A 22166-nucleotide genomic window follows, 5' to 3' on the forward strand; every position below is an offset into this window, starting at 1 on the left:
CGGCTCAGAGGAACGTCCGCCCCTCGCCCCGGTAGGTGGGCACGGCGGCGGTCACCGCGTCCCCCTCGACCAGGTGCAGGGTGTCGAACCGCTCGCACAGCTCGCCCGCCTTGGCGTGGCGGAACCACACCTTGTCGCCGATGAGCAGATCGTCGGCGGGCGAGCCGAGCAGCGGGGTCTGCACCTCGCCGGGGCCCTCCTGCGGGTCGTACCGCAGCCCCTCCGGCAGGTACGGCACCGGCAGCCGGTCGGGGCCGGCGGCGCCGGATGCCGGGTAGCCGCCGCCGAGCACGGTGACGACGCCCACGCCGGGCCGCCGGACCACCGGCTGCGCGAAGAGGGCGGCCGGACGGGCGTTGAAGGACGTGTAGTTGTCGAACAGGCGCGGCACGTACAGCCCCGAGCCGGCCGCGATCTCCGTCACCGCGTCCTCGGCGGCGGTGTGCTGCACGCTGCCGGTGCCGCCGCCGTTGACGAACTCCAGGTCCGGGGCCACCGCACGGACCGCCCGGACGACCGCGGCCCGCCGCTCGGCCAGCTCCCGCCGGGCGGTGGCCTGCATCAGCCGGATCGCCCGCGAGCGCAGGGGCCGCCCGGCGACCGCGTCCCCGACCCCGGCGATGTGCCCCTCGTACGCCATGATCCCCACCAGCCGGAAACCCGGCCGCCGGGCCACGGACCGGGCCAGCTCGGCGAGTTGGGCGGGGGAGTGCAGCGGCGAACGCCGTGCCCCGACCCGGACCCGGCCGCCCAGCAGCCTCAGCGAGGTGTCCAGCTCCAGGCACACCCGCACCACTTCGCGTCCGCCGTCGCGGGCCGCGTCGATGAGCGCGAGCTGCGCCGGATCGTCGATCATCACGGTGACGGCACCGGCGAGCTTGGGATCGGCGGCCAGTTCGGCGAACCCGGCCCGGTCCGCCGACGGATAGGCCAGCAGGATGTCCTCGAACCCCGAACGCGCGAGCCACAGCGACTCGTCCAGGGTGAACGACATGACGCCCTGGAAGCCGTCCCTGGCCAGCACGCGTTCCAGCAGCGCCCGGCAGCGGACCGACTTGCTGGCGACCCGCACGGGCTTGCCTCCGGCACGGCGGACCAGGTCGTCCGCGTTGGCGTCGAAGGCGTCCAGGTCCACGATCGCGAGAGGGGCGTCGAGATGGGCGGTGGCCCGGTCGTAACGGGCCCGGTCGGCGGCGCGCGCAGTCATGACGGAAGCGTGCCAGACAGGATTACCGCAGGGTAGGGGACGTTCCGGGCAGATGCCCCGGGCTCGTGGACTGGTTCTCCCTCCCTCCCGGACAACCCGTAGAGTGACGCGCACGTACGGCGGAACCCGCCCGGTCACCGGCTGAACCGGGATGCCGGTCCGGCCGTACGGGTATGCGTGCCCGGAAGGAGCTTCCACACCGGGCGGCCGAGCAGCGGACCGGCCCGCGTACGAGGAGACGGCCCGGGCACGAGGAAACGGGGGGTGCATGAGCACGGGAGCCCGCCACGCCCCGGTCCCGCGACGCCCGTCGACCCCTCCGGGGCCCCCGGCCCAGCGCCCGCCGGCGCGGCCGGACGAGGACCCCGAAGAGGAGCCGTCGGTCTTCACCCCGCGCGGTGCGCGGCCCGCACCCGAAGCGGTCCCGCACGCCCACCGCCCCCGCCCCTCGGCCGTACCCGAGGCCCCCGCCCCCCTGAGCCCGCCCCCGCCGCCCGCCTCGGCCCGGTTCCCCGACAGCCCACCGACCGCGCACCCCAGCGGCGCACCGGCTCCGGCGGGTCCGACCGGTCCGGCGGCTCCGAGAGGGCTGACGGCTCCGGTGGTTTCTACGGCGCCGACGGCTTCGGATACCCCGGCGGAGACGGCGAGCCCGGCTGAGACGGCCACGGAGAACGGTACGGTCCGGCTCCGCCCGATCCGCCCGGCAACGTCACCGGCGCCGGTGTCCCCGACTCCGCCGGGGTCCTCGCGTACGCCGGATTCCGCGCGTAGTCCGTCACCCGGCCCCGGACACCCCGGCTCGGCCCCCAGCGCGCCCACCGGGCCGACCGGTTCGGCTCCGGCCGGCTCCGTGGGTGCGCCCGGGGCCCGCCGTACCGCCGACGTGTCCGCGCCCGGGCAGGAGACGCGTCCCCGCACGGCTGACGCACCGGCACCGGCACCGGGGCAGGCGGGAGCCCCCCGCAGGGGTGGCGCGCCCGGGCAGGCGGAGGTCGCTCGCGCTGGTGCCGTTCCCCCGCCTGGGCGGGGAGACGACCGGGCCGGGGCCTGGAGTCCCCTGGGTTCCGCCTCCGCTCACCCCGTGCGTCCCGCGCCCGACCCCGCTCACTCCTGGGGGGCCGGAAGCGACGGGCGGCCGTTCGTGTCGTTCGGGGAGCCCGAACGGTTCGGGGAGCGGACACGTCCCCGTGTCGGGGCCCGCACCGTCGCCGCCGCTGCCTGCGTCGTGCTCGGGCTCGGACTCATCGGCGGTGCCGCGACCGGGAGCTGGCTCACCGGCGCGGACGGCGCGGGCGGCGCCGGGAACGCCTTCGGCACCGCCCGGACCCTCTGGCACAGCGTGCCCGTGGACGACCTGTTCCCGCGCACCGTCCAGGGCACGGGCGCGGGCCCCGGCGGCGCCGACCGCACCTGGACCCGGATCGCCGTCGCCCGGGACAGCGGCTGCGCCCACGCCTTCGACCCGCTGCTGCACAAGGCCCTCGCGCCCGTCGGCTGCCAGCGGCTGCTGCGCGCCACGTACACCGACGCCACCCAGACCTACGTCACCACCGTCGGACTGCTCTTCACCAAGGCCGACCCCGCCGCGATGTCCGCGCTCGCCGCCCGCTTCCGCGACGAACACCTCGACAGCCGCGCCGATCTGATGCCCCGGCCGTACGCCGCCGCCGGCACGGCCGCCGCCGGGTTCGGCGACCGGCAGCGGGCCTCGTGGACCGTCTCCGTGCTCACCGACGCCCCCGTCGTCGCCTACGCCGTCTCCGGCTGGGCCGACGGCCGTACCGTCGACGCCCCCCAGCCCGCCGCGGACGCCGTCCGCTCCGGCGCGACCACGGCACCGGCCCAGGCCGGCCTCGGCAACGAGGCCCAGGGCCTGGCCGACCGCGTCGAACGGCGCCTGCGCAAGACCGTCGGCACGGCCACGGAGAAGCCTTCATGAAGCACGCGGCCAGGCACGCCGCCGAGTCCGCCGCCAGGCACGCCGTCCGGCATGCCGCCCGGGCGGCGGTGAGCCTGCTGCTCGCCGTCCCCCTCGCCCTGCTGCCGTCCGCCGCCGCCCGCGCCGACGGCATCCGCGCCCAGCAGTGGGGCCTCACCGCCCTCCACCTGGACGACGCCTGGCGGACCACAGAGGGCCGGGGCGTCACCGTCGCCGTCCTGGACACCGGTGTCGAGGCCGGCCACCCGGACCTCGCCGGCAACGTCCTGCCCGACAAGGACATGATCGGCTTCGGCTCCGGACCCGGCGACCGCACCTGGGCCCGGCACGGCACCGCCATGGCCGGGATCATCGCCGGGCACGGCCACGGCCCCGGACGCACCGACGGCGTCGTCGGCGTCGCCCCCGAGGCGAAGATCCTGCCGGTCCGGGTGATCCTGGAGGACGGTGACCCGGCCCGCGCCAAGGCCCGCACCACCCGCGGCAACGCCCTCGCCGACGGCATCCGCTGGGCCGCCGACCACGGCGCCGACGTCATCAACCTCTCCCTCGGCGACGACTCGAACTCGGCCCATCCCGAACCCGGCGAGGACGAGGCGGTGCAGTACGCCCTGAAGAAGGGCGTGGTCGTCGTCGCCTCGGCGGGCAACGGCGGCGACAAGGGCGACCACGTCTCCTACCCGGCCGCGTACCCGGGCGTCATCGCCGCGACCGCCGTGGACAAGTACGGCACCCGTGCCGCCTTCTCCACCCGCCGCTGGTACGCGGCCGTGAGCGCGCCCGGCGTCGACGTCGTCATCGCCGACCCCGACCACAAGTACTACGCGGGCTGGGGCACGAGCGCCGCCTCGGCCTTCGTCTCCGGCGCGGCGGCCCTGATCAAGGCCGCCCACCCCGGCCTCTCCCCGGCCCAGGTCAAGAAGGTCCTGGAGGACACCGCGCGGGACGCCCCGGCCGGCGGCCGGGACGACTCCCGGGGCTTCGGCATGATCGACCCGGCGGCGGCCCTCAGGGCGGCCGCCCGCGTCCGACCCCGGGACCTTGAGGCCGCGTCCTACGGCGAGAAGTACTTCGGCGCCGGCCCGGACGCCCCCAGGGCCACGAGCGGCCCCGCCGACTGGGCGGCCCCGCTCGCGGGCGGCGCGGGCGGGGTCCTGCTGGTGGCCGGGGTGATCCTGTGGCGGGGCCGCAGACACCCGGACTGAGCCGCTAGCCGGCGATGTACCCGATCTCCGGGTGGCGCGGCGAAGCGCCGTGCAGCAGGTGCGCGGTGTCGGGGCGGCGGCGCAGATGCAGGTCGAAGAAGGCCCGCACCGTGGCCCGTACGGCCGCCACCGCCCGGTCGGCGGGAAGGGCGCCGACCTGCAACTGCTGCCGCACCACGTCCGGGACCTGGGGCGCGACGGCCACCAGGTCCGTGTAGGAGTTGTGGTCGGCGTCCGCGAGCCGCAGGCAGCGGCGCCAGCCGCGCAGTCGCTCCCAGAACGGGTGCCAGGTCGGATCCTGGTCCATGCCGTCGTGAACGGCCGTGTCCATCAGCAGGAACGGCCGGCCGAGACCGTGCTCGACCACCGGCCCGTACAGCGCGCCGTCCAGGTCGATGCCGGCCCGCACCCGCTCGTCCAGGTACATGACGGCCGCGGACGCGGCACCGCCCCGGGAGTGCCCGAAAGCGCCGGTCCGCGTGAGGTCCAGGCTCCCGCACAGACCGCGGGGCAGCGCGCGCCGCTGTGCGTCGGGACTGCCGCCCCGGTTGACGACGGCCAACTGGTCGAGCACGAACCGCAGGTCGCCGGCGCGCACCGCGACCGCCTCCGCCCGGCCGGCCGGGTCCGGCTCGGGGCAGGTCACGACGCGGCCGTCGGGGAACTCCACCTCGCCCGAGTCGTACGGGTGGTCCACCGTGACCACCACGTATCCATAGGACACCAGGTCCTCGACGACGAGGGTGTCGAACGTGCGGTCCGCGGTGTAGCCCGGCGAGTACAGCAGCACCGGCCGGCGGCCCGGCCTGGCCGGCGCCCGGTCCGCGCTGTGCGTCCACGGCAGCGCGTAGCCGTCCAGCGCTCCGCCGAAGCGGGCCTTCACCGCCCGCTCGGCACCGGGCGGCAGCCACGGCAGCGGCGCGTGTCCACGTACATCGGCGGCCGGGTAGTGCACGGTCACCATCAGCTCACGCGGCTCTCCGCTGCCCGACCGGGGCTCGGTCCGCGACGGGTCGACCAGGTGCAGCTCCACGGCTCCCACCGGCTCGGGCCCGGTCGGTCCGGCCAGCCGGACGGGGAGGAGGCCGGCCGCCGAGGCGTGTCCGGGAGCCGACAGGGGAACGGCGGCGGCCGCGACGGCTCCGAGGCCACCGGTCAGGAGGGATCGGCGAGTGGGGCGTACGGGAGGCACCGGGCTCCTTCCGCGGCCGGACGCAGGCTCGGTGAAGACATCGCCGGCGCCCGGCCTGCTCATCGTCAAGTCCCTTGCACACTAGGTCATCTGACCGGCCGTCGCCGGATCTTTCACGGCCGGACGCGACGGGTCATTCGTCGCCGAACACCCCCACCGCCGCCTTCGCCGCCGCCTCCACCAGGAAGATCCCCCGCGCCAGGCTCGCCGTGCCGTCGGACAGCACCGCCACCAGGTAGTCGGTCCCGTCCACCGTCACCCGGCCGATGCTGTTGACGTCCCACAGTCCCGTCGTGCTGCGCGGCAGCCACCCGTTCTTCAGCGCCCAGGAGCTGCCCTCGGCGGCGGCCGACACCCCCCACCGCTGATCCGGCTCGACGGACTCCATCAGCCCCTGGAGGTACGTCCGCGAGGCGGCGCTCAGCTTCGAGCGCTCACCGAACACCTGCTGGAGGAGGACCAGTTGGTCGGCCGCGGTGGTCCGGGTCAGCCCCCACAGCTCACCGTCCCCGCCGGAGGTCCCCGTCAGCCCGAAGCGCTCGTTGGCCGCGTCCAGCCCCGCGGCCCGCCCGATCGTGTGCCACAGCGCGGTCGCGGACGCGTTGTCGCTGTTGACGATCATCTTCGTGGCGTACGCCCGCTCCGGCGCCGTCAGCCGCCGGCCGGCGTCCTGCGCCCGGAGCAGCAGCGCGGCCAGGATGTCGACCTTGACGATGCTCGCCGTGTCGAAGGAGGCGTCGCCGTACACGGCGCTCTCCCCGGACCCCGGCGCCAGCACCGCCGCCGACACCCGCGCGCCCGGCGGCACCCCGATCTCGGCCATGGCAGCGCTCAGCAGGGCTGTCCGGTCCACCGCTGCGGGCTCGCGCACGGACGCCTCCTCCCCGGCCCCGGCCGAGGCGGTGGCCGTGGGCGCCGCCGCCGACGATACGGCCACGGCCGCGGGGCGTGCCCGGCCCCGCACGTAGACCGTGCCGCCGGCGGTGACCCCGCCCACGGCGACGGCGGCGAGGGCGGTGCACAGCAGGGCACGGCGCCGGGGCGGTCGCGCGCGGCGGCCACGGCGGGCTCCCGAGGACTCCATGCCGCGATGCTCGGGGCAGCGGCTGTGCGCCCCGTGGGACGGAGCTGGGAGCCGGGTCAGGGAAGACCGCGAACGCTGTGAACGCGCTGTCACCGGCGCCCCCGGCCCCGGACAGGCCACGCAGCCGTCCCCCTATAGGGTCAGGGACCGTGGCGAACAAGAACATTCCCGACCCCGGCTTCTCCGACGACGACGGCTCCGCCGACCCCCGGCTGAGCGCGGCGCTGGCCGCCTGGGCCGAGGACCGCAGTGCCCTCGGGCCCGTCCTGGAGGCGCTCCGGGGCGCCCGTCTGCTGGTCCCCGTCGTCGCCGTGCTCGGCGAGGTGGAGGAGGACGAGAACGGCCTGCGCCGCGAGAAGACCAGCGACATGGCCGTACCCACCCTGAAGGCCGGCGGCCGCACCGCGCTGCCCGCCTTCACCTCCACCGACTCCCTCGCCCGCTGGGACCCCGCGGCCCGCCCGGTCGCCGTCCCCCTGCACCAGGCCCTCCAGGCCGCCGCGCACGAGAAGGCCGACACGGTGGTGCTCGACCTCGCCGGGCCCGTGCCGTTCGAGCTGACCGGTCCGGCGCTGCTCGCCCTCGCCGAGGGCCGCACCAGCACCGACCCGCTCGCCGACCCCGCCGTGGTGGAGGCCGTGCGTACGGCGGTGGCGGCGGAGCCCGCCGTGCTGCGCGCCCACCTCGGGCCCGGCCAGGCCGACGGCACCCTCGCCCTCGTCCTCGACCCGGCCGCGCCGCCCGCCGAGGCCGCCCGCGCGGTCGCCGAGCGGCTGGCGGCCGACGAAACACTGCGGGCCCGCCTGGTGCGCGGTCTCGACCTGGCACTGCTGCCGGCCGGGACCACGCCTCCGGGCGAGCCCCTGTACGTGAGGGAAGGGATCAGCCGCGGGGGAGCGGGTCAGCCGTAGACCGGGCCGGTGTACTTCTCGCCCGGCCCCTGGCCCGGCTCGTCCGGGACGATCGACGCCTCGCGGAACGCCAGCTGGAGCGACTTCAGGCCGTCGCGCAGCGGAGCCGCGTGGAAGGAGCTGATCTCGGTCGCGCTCGCGTCCAGCAGACCGGCGAGCCCGGTGATCAGCTTGCGGGCCTCGTCCAGGTCCTTGTACTTCTCGCCCTCCTCGCTGAGCCCGAGCTTCACGGCGGCGGCGCTCATCAGGTTGACGGCGACCGTCACGATCACCTCGACGGCGGGGACCTCGGCGATGTCCCGGGTCATCGCGTCGAAGTCGGGGACCTCTGAAGACTCAGCGGGCTCGGCAGGGGTGTCACTCATGCCCCACACCATAGGTGGTCGCGCCCGGCGCCCCTGAATTCGCCCTTGTCAAGCGATCCTGCTAATCTGGAGGACGACCGGCTGGACATGATTGTGTCCGGCCCACAAGTGGAGGCTCCGATCTCCCACCCGACCGTCCCCCGGGACGGCGGGTCACCCGGTCAGGCGGCCGCCATCGTTCCGTACGGACGATGGAGTCGCCCGAAAGCGCGCCCCGCGGCATCGCGGCGGTGCTCCGGTCGTTTGGAGCCCCGCCTGTGATCGTCCGGGGCATTTTTTATGCTTCGGCGCGGTTAGGTCTCACGAAAAGAGACGTTACGCGGCTGTCCGCCAGACCGCCGTGTGGTGCTACCGAGGAGGATCCATCAGCGCCGAGCCCCGCATCAACGACCGGATTCGCGTTCCCGAGGTGCGACTTGTCGGTCCCAGTGGCGAGCAGGTCGGCATCGTGCCGCTCGCGAAGGCACTGGAGCTTGCGCAGGAGTACGACCTGGACCTGGTCGAGGTCGCGGCGAACGCCCGTCCGCCCGTGTGCAAGCTCATGGACTACGGGAAGTTCAAGTACGAGTCGGCCATGAAGGCCCGTGAGGCGCGCAAGAACCAGGCGCACACGGTCATCAAGGAGATGAAGCTCCGGCCGAAGATCGACCCGCACGACTATGACACCAAGAAGGGTCACGTCGTCCGGTTCCTCAAGCAGGGCGACAAGGTCAAGATCACGATCATGTTCCGTGGTCGCGAGCAGTCCCGCCCCGAGCTGGGCTACCGACTGCTGCAGCGGCTCGCGGAGGACGTCCAGGACCTCGGTTTCGTGGAGTCGAACCCGAAGCAGGACGGCCGAAACATGATCATGGTCCTCGGTCCGCACAAGAAGAAGACCGAGGCGATGGCCGAGGCCCGCCAGGCGCAGGAGGCCCGCAAGGCCGACGCGAAGGCGAACCCCGGCAAGTCGCAGAACCCTGCCGAGGCCGAGGCGCCCTCCGAGGCGCCGTCCGAAGAGCCGGCCGAGGCGTGACCCCGGGGGATGTACGTCCCGTACGTCCCCGAGGATGTAACCGACAGAAGAGAGCGACGCTCCACCGTGCCCGGTTTCACGACCGGGCACCGGAGCGCCACCGACGAGGAGATAACGGCGCTATGCCGAAGAACAAGTCGCACAGCGGTGCCAGCAAGCGCTTCAAGGTCACCGGCTCCGGCAAGGTGCTCCGTGAGCGCGCCGGCAAGCGCCACCTGCTCGAGCACAAGTCGTCCCGCGTCACGCGTCGCCTCACCGGCAACGCCGAGATGGCCCCGGGCGACGCCGCGAAGATCAAGAAGCTTCTCGGCAAGTGACGCGGCGGCGCGCTGAGCGCCGTGCGTCGGGACCGGGACCGAATCGATTCCGGGTCGTGTGAGGACCACCACGACCCCGCTACAAGGAGTTAACAAGTGGCACGCGTCAAGCGGGCAGTCAACGCCCACAAGAAGCGCCGGGCGATCCTCGAGCAGGCCTCCGGCTACCGCGGTCAGCGCTCGCGCCTGTACCGCAAGGCCAAGGAGCAGGTCACCCACTCGCTGGTCTACAACTACAACGACCGCAAGAAGCGCAAGGGCGACTTCCGTCAGCTGTGGATCCAGCGCATCAACGCCGCTGCCCGCGCCAACGGCATCACCTACAACCGCTTCATCCAGGGTCTGAAGGCCGCGAACGTCGAGGTCGACCGCAAGATCCTGGCCGAGCTGGCCGTGAACGACGCGAGCGCCTTCGCGGCGCTCGTCGAGGTCGCGCAGAAGGCGCTGCCGTCGGACGTGAACGCGCCCAAGGCCGCGTGACGCCGCGCCGGCTCTGAGCCGACGCTCACTGGAGGACCCGCAGGCTGTCACGGCTTGCGGGTCCTGTCGTTGGGCCCCTCGGCGGTCGTTCGGCCGACGGCCGGTGGGGGCCGGTCGCGCCCACGCGGCGAAGCCGCATATCGACAGAGCCCCGCGCCCCTTCGGGGGCGCCACGAGTTTGCGAAAGTACGAGGATGCCCCCCGCCACCCCTGAGCTGATCTCTCCCAGGTCCACCCGTGTCTCCGCCGCGCGGCGGCTGGCCAAGCGGAACTTCCGGGGGAAGGACCGGCTGTTCCTGGCCGAAGGGCCGCAGGCCGTCCGGGAGGCGGCCGGGCACCGGGTCGACGGCGTCCCGACCCTCGTCGAGCTGTTCGCGACCGTGGAGGCCGCGGAGCGGTACGCCGACATCATCGGCGCGGCCCGCGACGCCGGTGCCCGGGTGCACCTGGCCTCCGAAGAGGTCATCGCCGACATCTCCACCACCGTGACCCCGCAGGGCCTGGTCGGGGTCTGCCGCTTCCTGGACACCCCGTTCGAGGACATCCTCGCCGCCCGGCCCACGCTGGTCGCCGTGCTGGCGCACGTGCGGGACCCCGGCAACGCCGGCACCGTGCTGCGCTGCGCCGACGCCGCCGGTGCCGAGGCCGTGATCCTCACCGACGCCTCCGTGGACCTGTACAACCCCAAGGCCGTCCGGGCCTCCGTCGGCTCGCACTTCCACCTGCCCGTGGCCGTCGGCGTCCCCGTCGAGCGGGCCGTGGCCGCGCTGCGGGAGGCCGGGGTGCGCGTCCTGGCCGCGGACGGGGCCGGCGACCGCGACCTGGACGAGGAGCTGGACCGCGGCACCATGGGCGGGCCGACCGCCTGGGTGTTCGGGAACGAGGCATGGGGACTGCCCGAGGAGACCCGCGCCCTCGCCGACGCCGTCGTACGCGTCCCGATCCACGGGAAGGCCGAGAGTCTGAACCTCGCCACCGCCGCCGCCGTATGTCTCTACGCGTCGGCCCGTGCACAGCGCGCCTCCGGAGGGTGCCGCTCCGTCACCGAGAGCTAGTAGGGTGACCAGCGCGGGGCCCTGCGCCGTCTGAGAGGTGGGGTACGGGGATGACTGTGGCCGGCACGAGCACCGCGCCGGAAGGACGGGACGCGCGGGGCGCGCCCGCGTCCCGGTGCGCCGGCTCCGGCGTCGATCCCGACCAGCTGCCCGACGGCCTCGTCGTCGCCGACGCACACGGCCGCGTGACCTGCTTCAACGCCGCCGCCGCACGGATCACCGCGGTGCGGCCCGCCGACGCCATCGGACAGTCGCTGGAGAAGGCGCTGCCGCTGGAGGACCTGGAGGGGCGCCGCTGGTGGCAGCTCACCGATCCCTACGGCGGGCTCGCCATCCGGGTGCGGCAGCCGGAGCGCAACCTGCTGCTGCCCGGCGGCCGCGAGGTCCTCGTCTCCGCCCGCTACGTGCGCGACGCGCCCCTGGGTCCGGTGCGCAGCGTGGTCGTCTCCCTGCGGGACACCGAGGCCCGCCGCCGCACCGAGCGCAGCCACGCCGAACTGATCGCCACCGTCGCCCACGAGCTGCGCTCCCCGCTGACCTCCGTGAAGGGCTTCACCGCCACCCTGCTCGCCAAGTGGGAACGCTTCACCGACGACCAGAAGCGGCTCATGCTGGAGACCGTCGACGCCGACGCGGACCGGGTCACCCGTCTGATCGCCGAGCTGCTGGACATCTCCCGGATCGACTCCGGGCGGCTGGAGGTGCGCCGCCAGCCCGTCGACATCGGGGCCGCCGTCTCCCGGCACATCCAGGCCTACGTCGCCGCCGGCCAGCCCGCCGACCGGTTCCTGCTGCGGATCGAACAGCCGCTGCCCGCCCTGTGGGCCGACCCCGACAAGATCGACCAGGTGCTCAGCAACCTCCTCGAAAATGCCGTGCGGCACGGCGAGGGAACCGTCACCATTGACGTCACGCCCACGCCGTCCCCGCGCGAGGGCGAGGAAACCGGCACGTCGGTCACCGTGAGCGACGAGGGGCCCGGCATCCCGGAGGAGTCCATGAACCGCGTCTTCACCCGTTTCTGGAGGGGCAGCAAGCGCGGCGGCACGGGCCTCGGGCTGTACATCGTCAAGGGCATCGTCGAGGCCCACGGCGGCACGATCACGGTCGGCCGGGCCGCCGGCGGCGGCGCCGAGTTCCGGTTTACGTTGCCCGTGAGCGCGCCGGCGTTTGAATTCTAGGTGCCGCGTAGCGTCGTATAGGGCGGTGGCGGGTGACGGGTGGGCCTAGCGGCCCACGGGCCATTCGTCTACGTCCACCCCGTTAGACTCGGCCTTTGGCACCTTTGTGTCCTGCACGGCCCTCTACGCCGGTCACGGGGACCATCCGCCAGGGGGCACCTCCCAGCGTCAGCTGGGGGACAATCGGAAGCACGGGAAGAGATGTCGGCACCCAATAAGTCGTACGACCCTGTCGAGGTCGAGGCGTTGAAACCGGAAGAGATCGAGCGCATGCGGGACGAGGCGCTCGCCGCCTTCGCCGCCGCGGACTCCCTCGACGCGCTCCACGAGGCCAAGGTCGCCCACACCGGCCCCGCCTCCCCGCTGGCCCTCGCCAACCGCGAGATCGGCGCGCTCCCCCCGCACGCCAAGGCCGAGGCGGGCAAGCGCGTCGGCATGGCGCGCGGCGCCGTGAACAAGGCCCTCGCCGCCCGCCAGGGCGAACTGGAGGCCGAGCGGGACGCCCGCGTGCTGGTCGAGGAGGACGTCGACGTCACGCTGCCGTACGACCGCGTCCCGGCCGGTGCCCGCCACCCGCTGACCACGCTCTCCGAGCGCATCGAGGACATCTTCGTGGCCATGGGCTACGAGGTCGCCGAGGGTCCCCAGGTCGAGGCGGAGTGGTTCAACTTCGACGCCCTGAACATCGGCCCGGACCACCCGGCGCGCGGTGAGGCCGACACCTTCTTCGTCCAGGGGCCCGACGGCGGCGCCGAGTCCGGTGTCGTGCTGCGCACCCACACCTCGCCGGTCCAGATCCGCTCCCTGCTCGACCGCGAGCTGCCGGTCTACGTGATCTGCCCGGGCCGCGTCTACCGCACCGACGAGCTGGACGCCACGCACACGCCCGTCTTCCACCAGGTCGAGCTGCTCGCCGTGGACGAGGGCCTGACCATGGCCGACCTCAAGGGGACCCTGGACCACATGGTCCAGTCGCTGTTCGGCGAGGGCATGAAGACCCGGCTGCGGCCGAACTTCTTCCCGTTCACCGAGCCGAGCGCCGAGATGGACATGCTCTGCTACGTCTGCAAGGGCGAGTCCGTCGGCAACCCCGACCGGCCCTGCCGCACCTGCTCCAGCGAGGGCTGGATCGAGCTGGGCGGCTGCGGCATGGTCAACCCGCGGGTGCTCACCGCCTGCGGCGTCGACCCGGAGAAGTACAGCGGCTTCGCCTTCGGGTTCGGCATCGAGCGGATGCTGATGTTCCGCCACAACGTCGACGACATGCGAGACATGGTCGAGGGTGACGTCCGGTTCACCCGGCCGTTCGGGATGGAGATCTGATGCGGGTCCCGCTTTCTTGGCTGCGGGAGTACGTCGACCTGCCGGCGACCGAGACCGGCCGTGACGTCCAGGCCAAGCTCATTTCGGCCGGTCTGGAGGTCGAGACGGTCGAGCAGCTCGGCGCCGACCTCAAGGGCCCCCTGGTCGTCGGCCAGGTGCTGACCATCGAGGAGCTGGAGGGCTTCAAGAAGCCGATCCGCTTCTGCACCGTCGACGTCGGCCAGGCCAACGGCACGGGCGAGCCCCAGGAGATCGTCTGCGGCGCCCGCAACTTCCAGGTCGGCGACAAGGTCGTCGTGGTCCTGCCCGGCGCCACGCTGCCCGGCGGCTTCTCCATCTCCGCCCGCAAGACCTACGGCAAGACGTCCCACGGCATGATCTGCTCCAGCGACGAGCTGGGCATGGGCGACGACGGCACCCACGGCATCATCGTGCTGCCGCCGGAGACCGAGGTCGGCAAGGACGCCATCGAGCTGCTGGAGCTGGTCGACGAGGTCCTGGACATCGCCGTCACCGCCAACCGCGGCGACTGCCTGTCCATCCGCGGTGTCGCGCGCGAGACCGCCATCGCCTACGGCCTGCCGCTGCGCGACCCGGCCCTGATCGACGTCCCGGCGCCGAACGCCTACGGCTACCCGGTCCAGGTCTCCGACCCGTTCGGCTGCGACCGCTTCACCGCCCGCACGGTCACCGGTCTGCGCCCCGAGGCGCGCTCCCCGATCTGGCTCCGGCGCCGGCTCCAGAAGGTCGGCATGCGCCCGATCTCGCTCGCCGTCGACGTCACGAACTACGTGATGATGGAGCTGGGCCAGCCGCTGCACGCCTATGACCGGTCCCTGGTCCAGGGCACCATCGGCGTGCGCCGCGCCCGGGAGGGCGAGAAGCTCGTCACCCTCGACGGCACCGAGCGCACGCTGCACGCCGAGGACCTGGTCATCACCGACGAGCGCGGCCCGATCGGCCTCGCCGGAGTGATGGGCGGCGCCAACACGGAGATCGCCGACCACGAGGTGACCGAGGACGGCGTCAACGGCACGACGGACGTGGTCATCGAGGCCGCGCACTTCGACGCCGTCTCCATCGCCCGGACGGCCCGCCGTCACAAGCTGCTCTCCGAGGCGTCCCGCCGCTTCGAGCGGGGCGTCGACCCGCAGGCCGCCGCTGCCGCCGCGCAGCGCACGGTGGACCTGCTGGTCCTCCTCGCGGGCGGTACGGCCGAGGCCGGCGTCACCGAGATCATCGCGCCCTCGGCGCCGCACACCATCACCCTCCCGGCCGGCCACCCGGACAAGGTGGCGGGCGTCGACTACGGCCGCGAGACGGTCGTACGCCGTCTCCAGCAGGTCGGCTGCGACGTGTACGGGCAGGACGAGCTGCTGGTCACCGTGCCGTCCTGGCGTCCCGACCTGGTCGACCCGAACGACCTGGCCGAAGAGGTCATCCGGCTGGAGGGCTACGAGAACCTGCCCTCCACGCTGCCCAAGCCGCCCTCGGGCCGCGGCCTGACGCACCGCCAGCGGCTGCACCGGCGGGTCGGCCGGGCACTGGCCGGCGCGGGCTACGTCGAGGCGCCGAACTACCCGTTCGTCAGCGAGCAGGTCTTCGACCAGCTCGGGCTGGAGGCCGGTGACCCGGCCCGCCGCGTCGTGAAGCTGGTCAACCCGCTCAACGACGAGGAGCCGGCGCTGCGCACCACGCTGCTGCCGGGCCTGCTCGGCGCCCTGCGGCGCAACGACGGCCGGGGCTCGCACGACCTCGCCCTGTTCGAGACCGGGCTGGTCTTCCTGCCGCGCGAGGAGTCGCGCGGTGCCACGCACCTGCCCGTCGACCGGCGTCCCACCGACGAGGAGATCGCCGCGCTGAACGCCGCGCTGCCCGAGCAGCCCCGGCACGTGGCCGTCGTCCTCGCGGGCGCCCGTGAGCAGGCCGGCTGGTGGGGCAAGGGCCGTCCGGCCGACTGGGCCGACGCCGTCGAGGCCGGGCGTGCCGTCGCCCGGGAGGCCGGTGCCGACCTGGTCGTCCGCAAGGGTCAGTACGGTCCGTGGCACCCCGGCCGGTGCGCCGAGCTGGTGGTCGTCGCCGACGGCGCGGAGCAGGTCGTGGGTCACGCGGGCGAGCTGCACCCGAGGGTGCTCAAGGCCCTGGGTCTGCCCGAGCGCACGTGCGCGATGGAGCTGAACCTGGACGCCCTGGAGGCGGTGGGCGACGGCGTTCCGCAGGCGCCGGGCATCTCCACGTTCCCGGTCGCCACGCAGGACGTCGCCCTCGTCGTCGACAAGCCGGTGCCGGCCGTGGAGGTCGAGGCGGCGCTGCGCGAGGGTGCCGGTGAACTGCTGGAGTCCATCCGGCTGTTCGACGTGTACGAGAACGCCGAGCAGCTCGGGGAGGGCCGCAAGTCGCTCGCGTACGCGCTGCGCTTCCGGGCCGCCGACCGCACGCTGACCGTGGACGAGGCCTCGGCCGCGCGGGACGCGGCGGTCGCCCTCGCGGGTGAGCGGACCGGGGCGGTGCTCCGGGGCTGAACGCCTCCGCCAGCTGCATAAATGCGGGCTGACCGACGGAGGCTCACTCGTTCGGGTGGGAAGTGAGGGTGATCCTCGCCGCCCGGGTCATGCCGTCGACAGAATCGGACCGGCCTTTCGGGGCCGGTCCGATTCCTCTGTCAGGCCCATATGGGGGACCAGAGGCATGATCCGCATCAAGGCACGGGCGCCCACCGGGCGGGTGGCAGTACTGCCCACGGTCTGGGGAGCCGTCGCGGTCGGCTACAAGTTCGGCTGTCCGCTCGCCCAGCAGAACGGGCTCGGGGCCCGCATCGTCACCAGTGCCGTGTTCTTCGCCGTCGGCACCGGCCTCATCGTCCATGTCCGCCACTCCCTGCTGCGGGAGCTGCGGCTCGCCCGGCGGGCGGCGAACGCCGCGCAGGACGTCGTCCTGCGTCCGCTGCCGCCTCGGCTCGACGGCATCGACGTCGCCGCCGCCCAGCTCTCCGCCGACCGGGGCGCGAGCGTCGGCGGCGACCTGTACGAGGCCGTCGCCACCGAGCACGGGGTCCGGGTGGTGATGGGGGACGTACGGGGGCACGGCCTGGCCGCCCTCGGCACCGTCGCCGCCCTCCTCGGCAGCTTCCGCGAGGCCGCCCACGACGAGCCCGGACTCGACCGCGTGCTCCGCAGACTGGACCGCGCCCTCGCCCGCCACCTGCGCGAACGCGCCCGCGCCGAGCACCCCGCACACGGCCCCTGCGACCTCGACCACCCGGTCGCCGAGGAGTTCGTCACCGTGCTGCTCCTGGAGATCGGCCGGGACGGCGAGCTGCGCGCCCTCAACTGCGGCCACCCGTGGCCGTACGCGCTGCGGGGGACCAGGGTCGAGCAGCTGACCGGCGCGGACCCCCTTCCGCCGCTGGGGGCGTTCCCGCTGCCGGCCGAGCTGGAGGTCCTGCCCTGCGGCCGGCTGGGTCCGGGGGAGTCGCTGGTCCTCTTCACGGACGGGGCGGAGGACGCCCGGGACGGCCGGGGACGGTTCTTCTCGCTGCCGGAGGCCCTGCGCGCGGCCGTCCGGGACCACCCCGTCTCACCCCAGAAGGTCCTGCGCACCGTCTTCACGGGCCTGCTGCGGCACACGCTCGGCAGGACGACGGACGACGTCGCGGTGCTGGTCCTGCGCAACGGCCGGCGAGGGGCGGGCCACGACTCCCCGGGGGCGCGGGGCGACGGCATCAGCGACTCCGCCGCGTGCGCGGGTACGGCACCCGCCCGCCCGCAGCCGACGACGTACGGCTAGCGGCCGGGCCGCCGTCGTTCGAGGGGGGAGCCGGCGGCCCGGCCGGCCTCTCGCGAGGCGTCTCAGTCAACCGGACCGACACGCTCCGCGACAGCGCGCGTACGCCACGGATACGGGCACTCGGTTCACACCCCGTGTGAACGCCCAGCCACTACGCTGACCGCACCAGGCCACTCGGGGGGCATCCCATGCAGCCCAACACCCTGCTCGACGCCATCCTGGACGAGGCGGGCATCTCGCACGCCGGTCTCGCCGCCCACGTCAACCAGGCGGGCCGCGCCCGCGGACTCGCGCTGCGGTACGAACACACCGCCGTGGCACGCTGGTTGAAGGGCCAGCGGCCCCGCGGCCAGGTGCCGGACCTGATCTGCGAGGTGCTCGCGGCACGGCTGCAACGCCCCGTCACGCTCGACGACATCGGGCTCGGCGTGCCCGGTGAGCCCAGCACCCCGCACCCCGGTTCGCTGGGCGGGTTCGTGGAGCGGGCCACCGCGCTGTGGCGCTCGGACGAACAGCAGCGGCCCCATGTGCTGGGCGCCCCGGCCGTCACCGGGACCCCGGCGGTGATGCCGGTGTGGGAGTGGGAGAACCCGCCCGAGGACGTCGACGTCTCCCGGGGCGGCCGGCACCCGGTGACCACGGCCGACATCGAGATGCTGCGCGCCGCCCGGACGCACTACGAGCAGATGTACCGCAAGACCGGCGGTGTCGCGACCCGCTCACGGATCGTCGGGTTCCTCAACTCCGAGGCCGCGCCGCTGCTGCGCGGCAGCTACGCGGACGCCACCGGCCGTCAACTGCACCGGGCCACCGGCGGCCTGGTGGCGATCGCGGGCATCTGCGCGTACGACTCCGACGCGCACGGGCTCGCCCAGCGCTACTTCCACCAGGCGCTGCGGCTGGCGAAGGCCAGCGGGGACCGCGGTCTCGGTGCGTACGTCATCGCGCTGCTGGTCAACCAGTCGCTGTTCATGCGGGAGTACCGGCAGGCCGTCGCCTTCGCCGAGGCCGCGCTGCGCGCCGCCGGCCGGCACATCACCCCGGCGCTCGCCTCCGACCTGTACGCGATGCAGGCCAAGGCGTACGCGCACCTCGGCGACAGCGCGAGCGCGCTGTCGTGCATCCGGCGGGCGGAGACGGCGGCCGACCGGATCCGGCGGGGCCACGAGCCCGACGAGACCGGGTACGTCCAGCCGGGGCTGGTCAACGTGCAGGTGGCCGAGGCGCTGCTGAGCCTCGGGGAACTCGCCGCCGCCCGGGAGCACGCGGCGGAGGCCGTCGACAACCCGGCCCACGACCGGGGCCGGGTGCACCGGCTGGCCATGCTCAGCACCATCGAACTGCGCCAGGGCAACGCCGACAAGGCCGTCGCCACCGCCGTGCGGATGGCGGAGCAGGCACGGGGAATGGAGTCCCAGCGGCTGCGCGACAGACTGCGCGCGGTACGCGAGCACCTGGTGCGTTGCGGCTCGGCCGGCACCGCCGAAGCCGCCGAACTCATCGACGGGGCACTGCGCGTACCGCTGTAGGCCCTCTGTAGGCGCACCGTCCCTGCTGCGATATTGCCACTTACTCGGCGGAAGGTGGCAGAACCGTGCAGTGGACGAAACAAAGCGAACAGACTGTGTATGAAAACCGCTGGTTCAGCGTCAATCTGGCGGACGTCGCGTTGCCGGACGGCCGGCACCTCGACCACTTCCTGATCCGGCTGCGCCCCGTGGCCGTGGCCACGGTCGTCAACGAGGCGAACGAGGTGCTGCTGCTGTGGCGGCACCGCTTCATCACCGACAGCTGGGGCTGGGAGCTGGCCGCGGGCGTCGTCGAGGACGGCGAGGACATCGCGAGCGCGGCGGCCCGGGAACTGGAGGAGGAGACCGGCTGGCGGCCGGGGCCCCTGCACCACCTGATGAGCGTGGAGCCGTCCAACGGCCTCACCGACGCCCGGCACCACATCTACTGGTCCGACCGGGGCGAGTACATCGGGCACCCCGTGGACGACTTCGAGTCGGACCGGCGGGAATGGGTGCCCCTGAAACTCGTCCCCGACCTGATCGCCCGTGGGGAGGTCCCGGCCGCCAACATGGCGGCCGCGTTACTCCTGCTGCACCACCTCAGGCTCGCGGAAGGCTAGGGAGCCGGCGGCTAGCGGGCGGCCAGCGCCTGCCACACCGTCACCACGAGCGCACCGAGCGCGGTCAGCGCGGCGAGCGAGGGCAGCGGCCAGCGTGCGTGTTCCAGCGAGGCCATCCGGGTGTTCAGCTCGTCCAGTTCCTTGGCGGTCTCCTCGGTACGGTGACGCAGCAGCGCCAGTCCTCCCTCGACACGGGCATAGGCCACGTCGAGACGGCGCCGTAACTCTGCGAGTTCTCCATGGACCACGGGATGCTCCGGTTCGGCGGTCACAGGTCCGCTCCTTTCGGTGGTCGAAATGGATGGTTCCGCATCCCTTGCATGCGCATGATGAGTCAACTCGCCTGGTGGGCGCGTGGGGAGCGTGTGTGGCGGGCATATGCGTGCCCGGCGCGCACACGGTGTGTGAAACGGACGGGCCCGGCACCGCAATCCGGTGCCGGGCCCGTGGGCGTCGCTGTTCGTAATCAGCCGTAGGTGTAGAAACCCGAGCCGGTCTTCCGGCCGAGCCGGCCCGCCTCCACCATGCGCTGGAGCAGCGGGGGAGCGGCGTACAGCGGCTCCTTGTACTCGGCGTACATCGAGTTGGCGATGGAGACGATGGTGTCCAGGCCGATCAGGTCGGACAGCTTCAGCGGGCCCATCGGGTGGGCGCAGCCCATCTCCATGCCGTTGTCGATGTCCTCGCGGCTCGCGATGCCCGACTCGAACATCCGGATCGCGGACAGCAGGTACGGCACGAGCAGAGCGTTCACCACGAAGCCGGAGCGGTCCTGGGCGCGGATGGCGTGCTTGCCGAGCACCTTCTCGGCGAAGACCTGGGCGCGGCTGAGCGTGCCCTCGGAGGTGGTGAGCGCCGGGATCAGCTCGACCAGCTTCTGCACCGGGGCCGGGTTGAAGAAGTGGACGCCGACCACGTGGTCCGGGCGGGAGGTGGCGACCGCCAGCTTCACCAGCGGGATCGAGGAGGTGTTGGAGGCCAGGATCGCGTCCGGCCGGGTCACCACCTGGTCGAGCACCTGGAAGATCTCCGTCTTGACCTGCTCGTTCTCGACGACGGCCTCGATCACCAGGTCCCGGTCGGCGAACTCGCCGAGGTCGGTGGTGAAGCTCAGCCGCGCCTGGGTGGAATCCCGCTCCTCCTCGGAGATCTTGCCGCGCTCGGCGGCCTTGGCCAGGGAGTTGTACAGCCGGGTACGGCCGATCTCCAGGGCCTCGCCGGTGGTCTCGGCGACCTTCACGTCCAGTCCCGCGCGGGCGCACACCTCGGCGATGCCCGCACCCATCTGGCCGCAGCCCACGACTCCGACGCGCTCGATGTCGGTCACATCGTTCCCTTCGCTGAGTTCTCCGGCTCGCTGGCAGACCTCCGGGTTCGGCGCCTGCTCCGATCGTGCACGTTACCGCCAAGTATCGATGATCGATCGCCGGGGTTGGGAATCCTGAACCGCACAGCGGTCCGTGACCGAGCGGATCCCGAGCGAACGAGGGTGTGCCGATGGGGCGCATGTCGCGGCGGACCTTCGCCCTGGGCGCGCTGTCCACGCTGGCCACGGCACCGGCCGTGCCGACGCGGAGCGCGCCGGTCCCGGGCCGGGCCGGGCCCGCTCCCACGCCGCACCCCGCCGGCCGCACCGCGCGCGCCGCCGCCCGGATGCGGGGCGTGTGGATCGCCACCGTCGCCAACCGGGACTGGCCCTCGCGGGCCGGCCTCCCGGCGAGCGCGCAGCGCGAGGAGCTGACCGCCCACCTCGACCGCGCGGTCCGCGACCGCCTCAACACCGTGATCCTCCAGGTGCGGCCCACGGCCGACGCGCTGTGGCCGTCGCCGTACGAACCCTGGTCCGAGTACCTCACCGGCACCCAGGGCAGGCACCCGGGGTGGGACCCGCTCGGCACGGCCGTGAAGGAGGCACACGCCCGGGGCCTGGAGCTGCACGCCTGGTTCAACCCGTACCGGATCGCCCAGCACACCGATCCGGGCCGGCTGACCGCCTCCCACCCGGCCCGCAAGCACCCCGACTGGGTGGTGCCCTACGACGGCCGGCTCTACTACAACCCCGGCCTGCCCGAGGTGCGCGCCTTCGTGCGGCAGGCGATCCTCGACGCGGTCGCCCGCTACCCGGTCGACGCCGTCCACTTCGACGACTACTTCTACCCCTATCCGGCCGACGGGGAGACCTTCGACGACGACGACGCGTACGACCGCCACGGCGGTGCCTTCTCCTCCCGGGCCGCCTGGCGCCGGGACAACATCGACACCTTCGTGCGCGAGACGGCCGCCGGCATCAAGCGGGTCCGCCCCGGCACCCGGTTCGGCGTCAGCCCCTTCGGGGTGTGGCGCAACGCGTCGACCGACCCGCGCGGCTCCGACACACAGGCGGGCGTGCAGACGTACGACGACCTGTACGCGGACACCCGCACCTGGGTCCGCAACCACTGGATCGACTACGTCGTCCCGCAGCTCTACTGGCACATCGGGGACCCCGCCGCCGACTACGCCCGGCTCCTGGAGTGGTGGGCGCGGGCCGCCGAGGGCACCAGGACCCAGCTCTGCATCGGCGAGGCGCTGTACCGGGCGGGCGCCGCCGGGGAGTCGTCGGCCTGGCGGGACCCGGTGGAACTGTCCCGGCACCTGACCCTCGCCGCCCGGTACCCGCAGGTGCGCGGGCACGTGTTCTTCGCCGCGGCGGACGTGGCCGCCGACCGGATCGGGGCGATGGCACGGGTGGTCGCCGACCACTACTCCGGGCCGGCGGACCCACCGCGCTGACTAGTGCTGTTGCTCGTCCCTGTGCCTGACCTGACAGTCGGGACCGGGGGACATGATCGCCTCGTGCCCGTCCTCGAAACGGACGCGGTACGGCGGGTTGCCCTCCTGCCCGAGCACTTCTACGACTTCCGAGACGTGGTCGTGCTGACCCACCACCCTGCCGTGCTGGACCAGCTTGTCGCCCTTGGACGCGCGCATCT

Annotated in this window: 21 protein-coding genes; 14 read left to right on the forward strand and 7 right to left on the reverse strand. The window is 73.5% G+C overall.

From position 1 onward, the window contains the following. Positions 1–4: 4 nt before the first annotated feature. Positions 5–1207 carry an amino acid deaminase/aldolase gene (locus ACZ5DC_RS18250; RefSeq protein ID WP_468653846.1) on the reverse strand — a complete coding sequence of 401 codons (1203 nt, stop codon included), beginning with the start codon at positions 1205–1207 and terminating at the stop codon, positions 5–7. A gap of 1084 nt (positions 1208–2291) precedes the next feature. On the opposite strand from ACZ5DC_RS18250, the gene ACZ5DC_RS18255 reads away from it, so the two are divergent. Both ACZ5DC_RS18255 and mycP read left to right on the forward strand, forming a co-directional pair. Then, entirely contained in the window at positions 2292–3149 is an 858-nt protein-coding gene (locus ACZ5DC_RS18255; protein ID WP_468653848.1) for a hypothetical protein, read from the forward strand. Then, a complete protein-coding gene (mycP, locus tag ACZ5DC_RS18260; protein WP_468653849.1) occupies positions 3146–4354 on the forward strand; it encodes a type VII secretion-associated serine protease mycosin in 1209 nt (402 codons plus the stop codon). Before ACZ5DC_RS18255 ends, mycP begins: the two co-directional genes overlap by 4 nt. 4 nt (positions 4355–4358) lie before the next feature. Here the strand turns inward: mycP and ACZ5DC_RS18265 are convergent, their stop codons facing one another. Both ACZ5DC_RS18265 and ACZ5DC_RS18270 read right to left on the reverse strand, forming a co-directional pair. After that, a complete protein-coding gene (locus ACZ5DC_RS18265; protein ID WP_468653851.1) occupies positions 4359–5546 on the reverse strand; it encodes an alpha/beta hydrolase family protein in 1188 nt (395 codons plus the stop codon). 133 nt (positions 5547–5679) lie between these two features. Next, positions 5680–6630, reverse strand: coding sequence for a serine hydrolase (locus tag ACZ5DC_RS18270; RefSeq protein WP_468653853.1), 951 nt, complete (start codon positions 6628–6630; stop codon positions 5680–5682). 149 nt (positions 6631–6779) lie between these two features. On the opposite strand from ACZ5DC_RS18270, the gene ACZ5DC_RS18275 reads away from it, so the two are divergent. Beyond that, positions 6780–7541 (forward strand): SseB family protein, encoded by a 762-nt coding sequence (locus tag ACZ5DC_RS18275; protein ID WP_468653855.1) that lies wholly within the window; start codon positions 6780–6782, stop codon positions 7539–7541. Here ACZ5DC_RS18275 and ACZ5DC_RS18280 read toward each other — a convergent pair. Further along, a complete protein-coding gene (locus ACZ5DC_RS18280; RefSeq protein ID WP_366750793.1) occupies positions 7532–7906 on the reverse strand; it encodes a DUF1844 domain-containing protein in 375 nt (124 codons plus the stop codon). The two genes, ACZ5DC_RS18275 and ACZ5DC_RS18280, sit on opposite strands and share 10 nt — an antisense overlap. A gap of 340 nt (positions 7907–8246) precedes the next feature. Between ACZ5DC_RS18280 and infC the strand changes: the two genes are divergently transcribed. The 10 genes from infC to ACZ5DC_RS18330 all read left to right on the forward strand — a co-directional run bounded on the left by infC (position 8247) and on the right by ACZ5DC_RS18330 (position 19194). After that, complete coding sequence (gene infC / locus ACZ5DC_RS18285) at positions 8247–8921, forward strand: translation initiation factor IF-3 (RefSeq protein ID WP_468653858.1); 675 nt, start codon at positions 8247–8249, stop codon at positions 8919–8921. Positions 8922–9043: 122 nt separating this feature from the next. Further along, a complete protein-coding gene (gene rpmI, locus ACZ5DC_RS18290) occupies positions 9044–9238 on the forward strand; it encodes a 50S ribosomal protein L35 (protein WP_004933563.1) in 195 nt (64 codons plus the stop codon). Positions 9239–9334: 96 nt separating this feature from the next. Next, positions 9335–9718, forward strand: a complete 384-nt coding sequence (gene rplT, locus ACZ5DC_RS18295; RefSeq protein ID WP_014671645.1) for a 50S ribosomal protein L20 — start codon at positions 9335–9337, stop codon at positions 9716–9718. Positions 9719–9912: 194 nt separating this feature from the next. Next, positions 9913–10773, forward strand: a complete 861-nt coding sequence (locus ACZ5DC_RS18300) for a TrmH family RNA methyltransferase (RefSeq protein ID WP_366750795.1) — start codon at positions 9913–9915, stop codon at positions 10771–10773. A 50-nt stretch (positions 10774–10823) separates the two neighbouring features. Further along, the gene (locus tag ACZ5DC_RS18305; protein WP_468653861.1) at positions 10824–11954 is read left to right on the forward strand and encodes a sensor histidine kinase; all 1131 of its coding nucleotides are present in this window, start codon (positions 10824–10826) and stop codon (positions 11952–11954) included. Between the two features lie 201 nt (positions 11955–12155). Continuing rightward, a complete protein-coding gene (gene pheS, locus ACZ5DC_RS18310) occupies positions 12156–13277 on the forward strand; it encodes a phenylalanine--tRNA ligase subunit alpha (RefSeq protein WP_366750797.1) in 1122 nt (373 codons plus the stop codon). Beyond that, on the forward strand, positions 13277–15799 hold the full coding sequence (pheT, locus tag ACZ5DC_RS18315) for a phenylalanine--tRNA ligase subunit beta (RefSeq protein WP_468653863.1): 2523 nt from the start codon (positions 13277–13279) through the stop codon (positions 15797–15799). The genes pheS and pheT overlap by 1 nt, the downstream gene beginning before the upstream one ends. Positions 15800–15965: 166 nt before the next feature. Further along, on the forward strand, positions 15966–17063 hold the full coding sequence (locus ACZ5DC_RS18320; RefSeq protein ID WP_468653865.1) for a PP2C family protein-serine/threonine phosphatase: 1098 nt from the start codon (positions 15966–15968) through the stop codon (positions 17061–17063). Positions 17064–17251: 188 nt separating this feature from the next. Further along, positions 17252–18592 (forward strand): transcriptional regulator, encoded by a 1341-nt coding sequence (locus ACZ5DC_RS18325; protein ID WP_468653867.1) that lies wholly within the window; start codon positions 17252–17254, stop codon positions 18590–18592. 65 nt (positions 18593–18657) lie between these two features. After that, positions 18658–19194 (forward strand): NUDIX hydrolase, encoded by a 537-nt coding sequence (locus tag ACZ5DC_RS18330; protein ID WP_366750802.1) that lies wholly within the window; start codon positions 18658–18660, stop codon positions 19192–19194. 11 nt (positions 19195–19205) lie between these two features. On the opposite strand, the gene ACZ5DC_RS18335 is transcribed toward ACZ5DC_RS18330, so the two are convergent. Beyond that, positions 19206–19466 carry a hypothetical protein gene (locus ACZ5DC_RS18335; RefSeq protein ID WP_171158001.1) on the reverse strand — a complete coding sequence of 87 codons (261 nt, stop codon included), beginning with the start codon at positions 19464–19466 and terminating at the stop codon, positions 19206–19208. Between the two features lie 194 nt (positions 19467–19660). Continuing rightward, positions 19661–20521 (reverse strand): 3-hydroxybutyryl-CoA dehydrogenase, encoded by an 861-nt coding sequence (locus ACZ5DC_RS18340; RefSeq protein ID WP_468653870.1) that lies wholly within the window; start codon positions 20519–20521, stop codon positions 19661–19663. Positions 20522–20691: 170 nt separating this feature from the next. Between ACZ5DC_RS18340 and ACZ5DC_RS18345 the strand changes: the two genes are divergently transcribed. Continuing rightward, on the forward strand, positions 20692–21966 hold the full coding sequence (locus ACZ5DC_RS18345) for a glycoside hydrolase family 10-like protein (RefSeq protein WP_468653872.1): 1275 nt from the start codon (positions 20692–20694) through the stop codon (positions 21964–21966). Here ACZ5DC_RS18345 and ACZ5DC_RS18350 read toward each other — a convergent pair whose 3' ends face one another. After that, entirely contained in the window at positions 21967–22164 is a 198-nt protein-coding gene (locus ACZ5DC_RS18350) for a DUF1918 domain-containing protein (protein WP_468653874.1), read from the reverse strand. Positions 22165–22166: the final 2 nt, after the last annotated feature.

It is taken from the genome of Streptomyces sp. NPDC031445 (genome assembly GCF_055581365.1).

Coding starts and splice junctions, on each gene's coding strand:
- ACZ5DC_RS18300 (WP_366750795.1), top strand. CDS start 9,913: ATGCCCCCCGCCACCCCTGAGCTGATCTCTCCCAGGTCCACCCGTGTC.
- rpmI (WP_004933563.1), top strand. CDS start 9,044: ATGCCGAAGAACAAGTCGCACAGCGGTGCCAGCAAGCGCTTCAAGGTC.
- ACZ5DC_RS18325 (WP_468653867.1), top strand. CDS start 17,252: ATGCAGCCCAACACCCTGCTCGACGCCATCCTGGACGAGGCGGGCATC.
- ACZ5DC_RS18320 (WP_468653865.1), top strand. CDS start 15,966: ATGATCCGCATCAAGGCACGGGCGCCCACCGGGCGGGTGGCAGTACTG.
- ACZ5DC_RS18305 (WP_468653861.1), top strand. CDS start 10,824: ATGACTGTGGCCGGCACGAGCACCGCGCCGGAAGGACGGGACGCGCGG.
- ACZ5DC_RS18345 (WP_468653872.1), top strand. CDS start 20,692: ATGGGGCGCATGTCGCGGCGGACCTTCGCCCTGGGCGCGCTGTCCACG.
- ACZ5DC_RS18270 (WP_468653853.1), bottom strand. CDS start 6,630: ATGGAGTCCTCGGGAGCCCGCCGTGGCCGCCGCGCGCGACCGCCCCGG.
- mycP (WP_468653849.1), top strand. CDS start 3,146: ATGAAGCACGCGGCCAGGCACGCCGCCGAGTCCGCCGCCAGGCACGCC.
- ACZ5DC_RS18350 (WP_468653874.1), bottom strand. CDS start 22,164: ATGCGCGCGTCCAAGGGCGACAAGCTGGTCCAGCACGGCAGGGTGGTG.
- pheT (WP_468653863.1), top strand. CDS start 13,277: ATGCGGGTCCCGCTTTCTTGGCTGCGGGAGTACGTCGACCTGCCGGCG.
- ACZ5DC_RS18250 (WP_468653846.1), bottom strand. CDS start 1,207: ATGACTGCGCGCGCCGCCGACCGGGCCCGTTACGACCGGGCCACCGCC.
- pheS (WP_366750797.1), top strand. CDS start 12,156: ATGTCGGCACCCAATAAGTCGTACGACCCTGTCGAGGTCGAGGCGTTG.
- ACZ5DC_RS18280 (WP_366750793.1), bottom strand. CDS start 7,906: ATGAGTGACACCCCTGCCGAGCCCGCTGAGTCTTCAGAGGTCCCCGAC.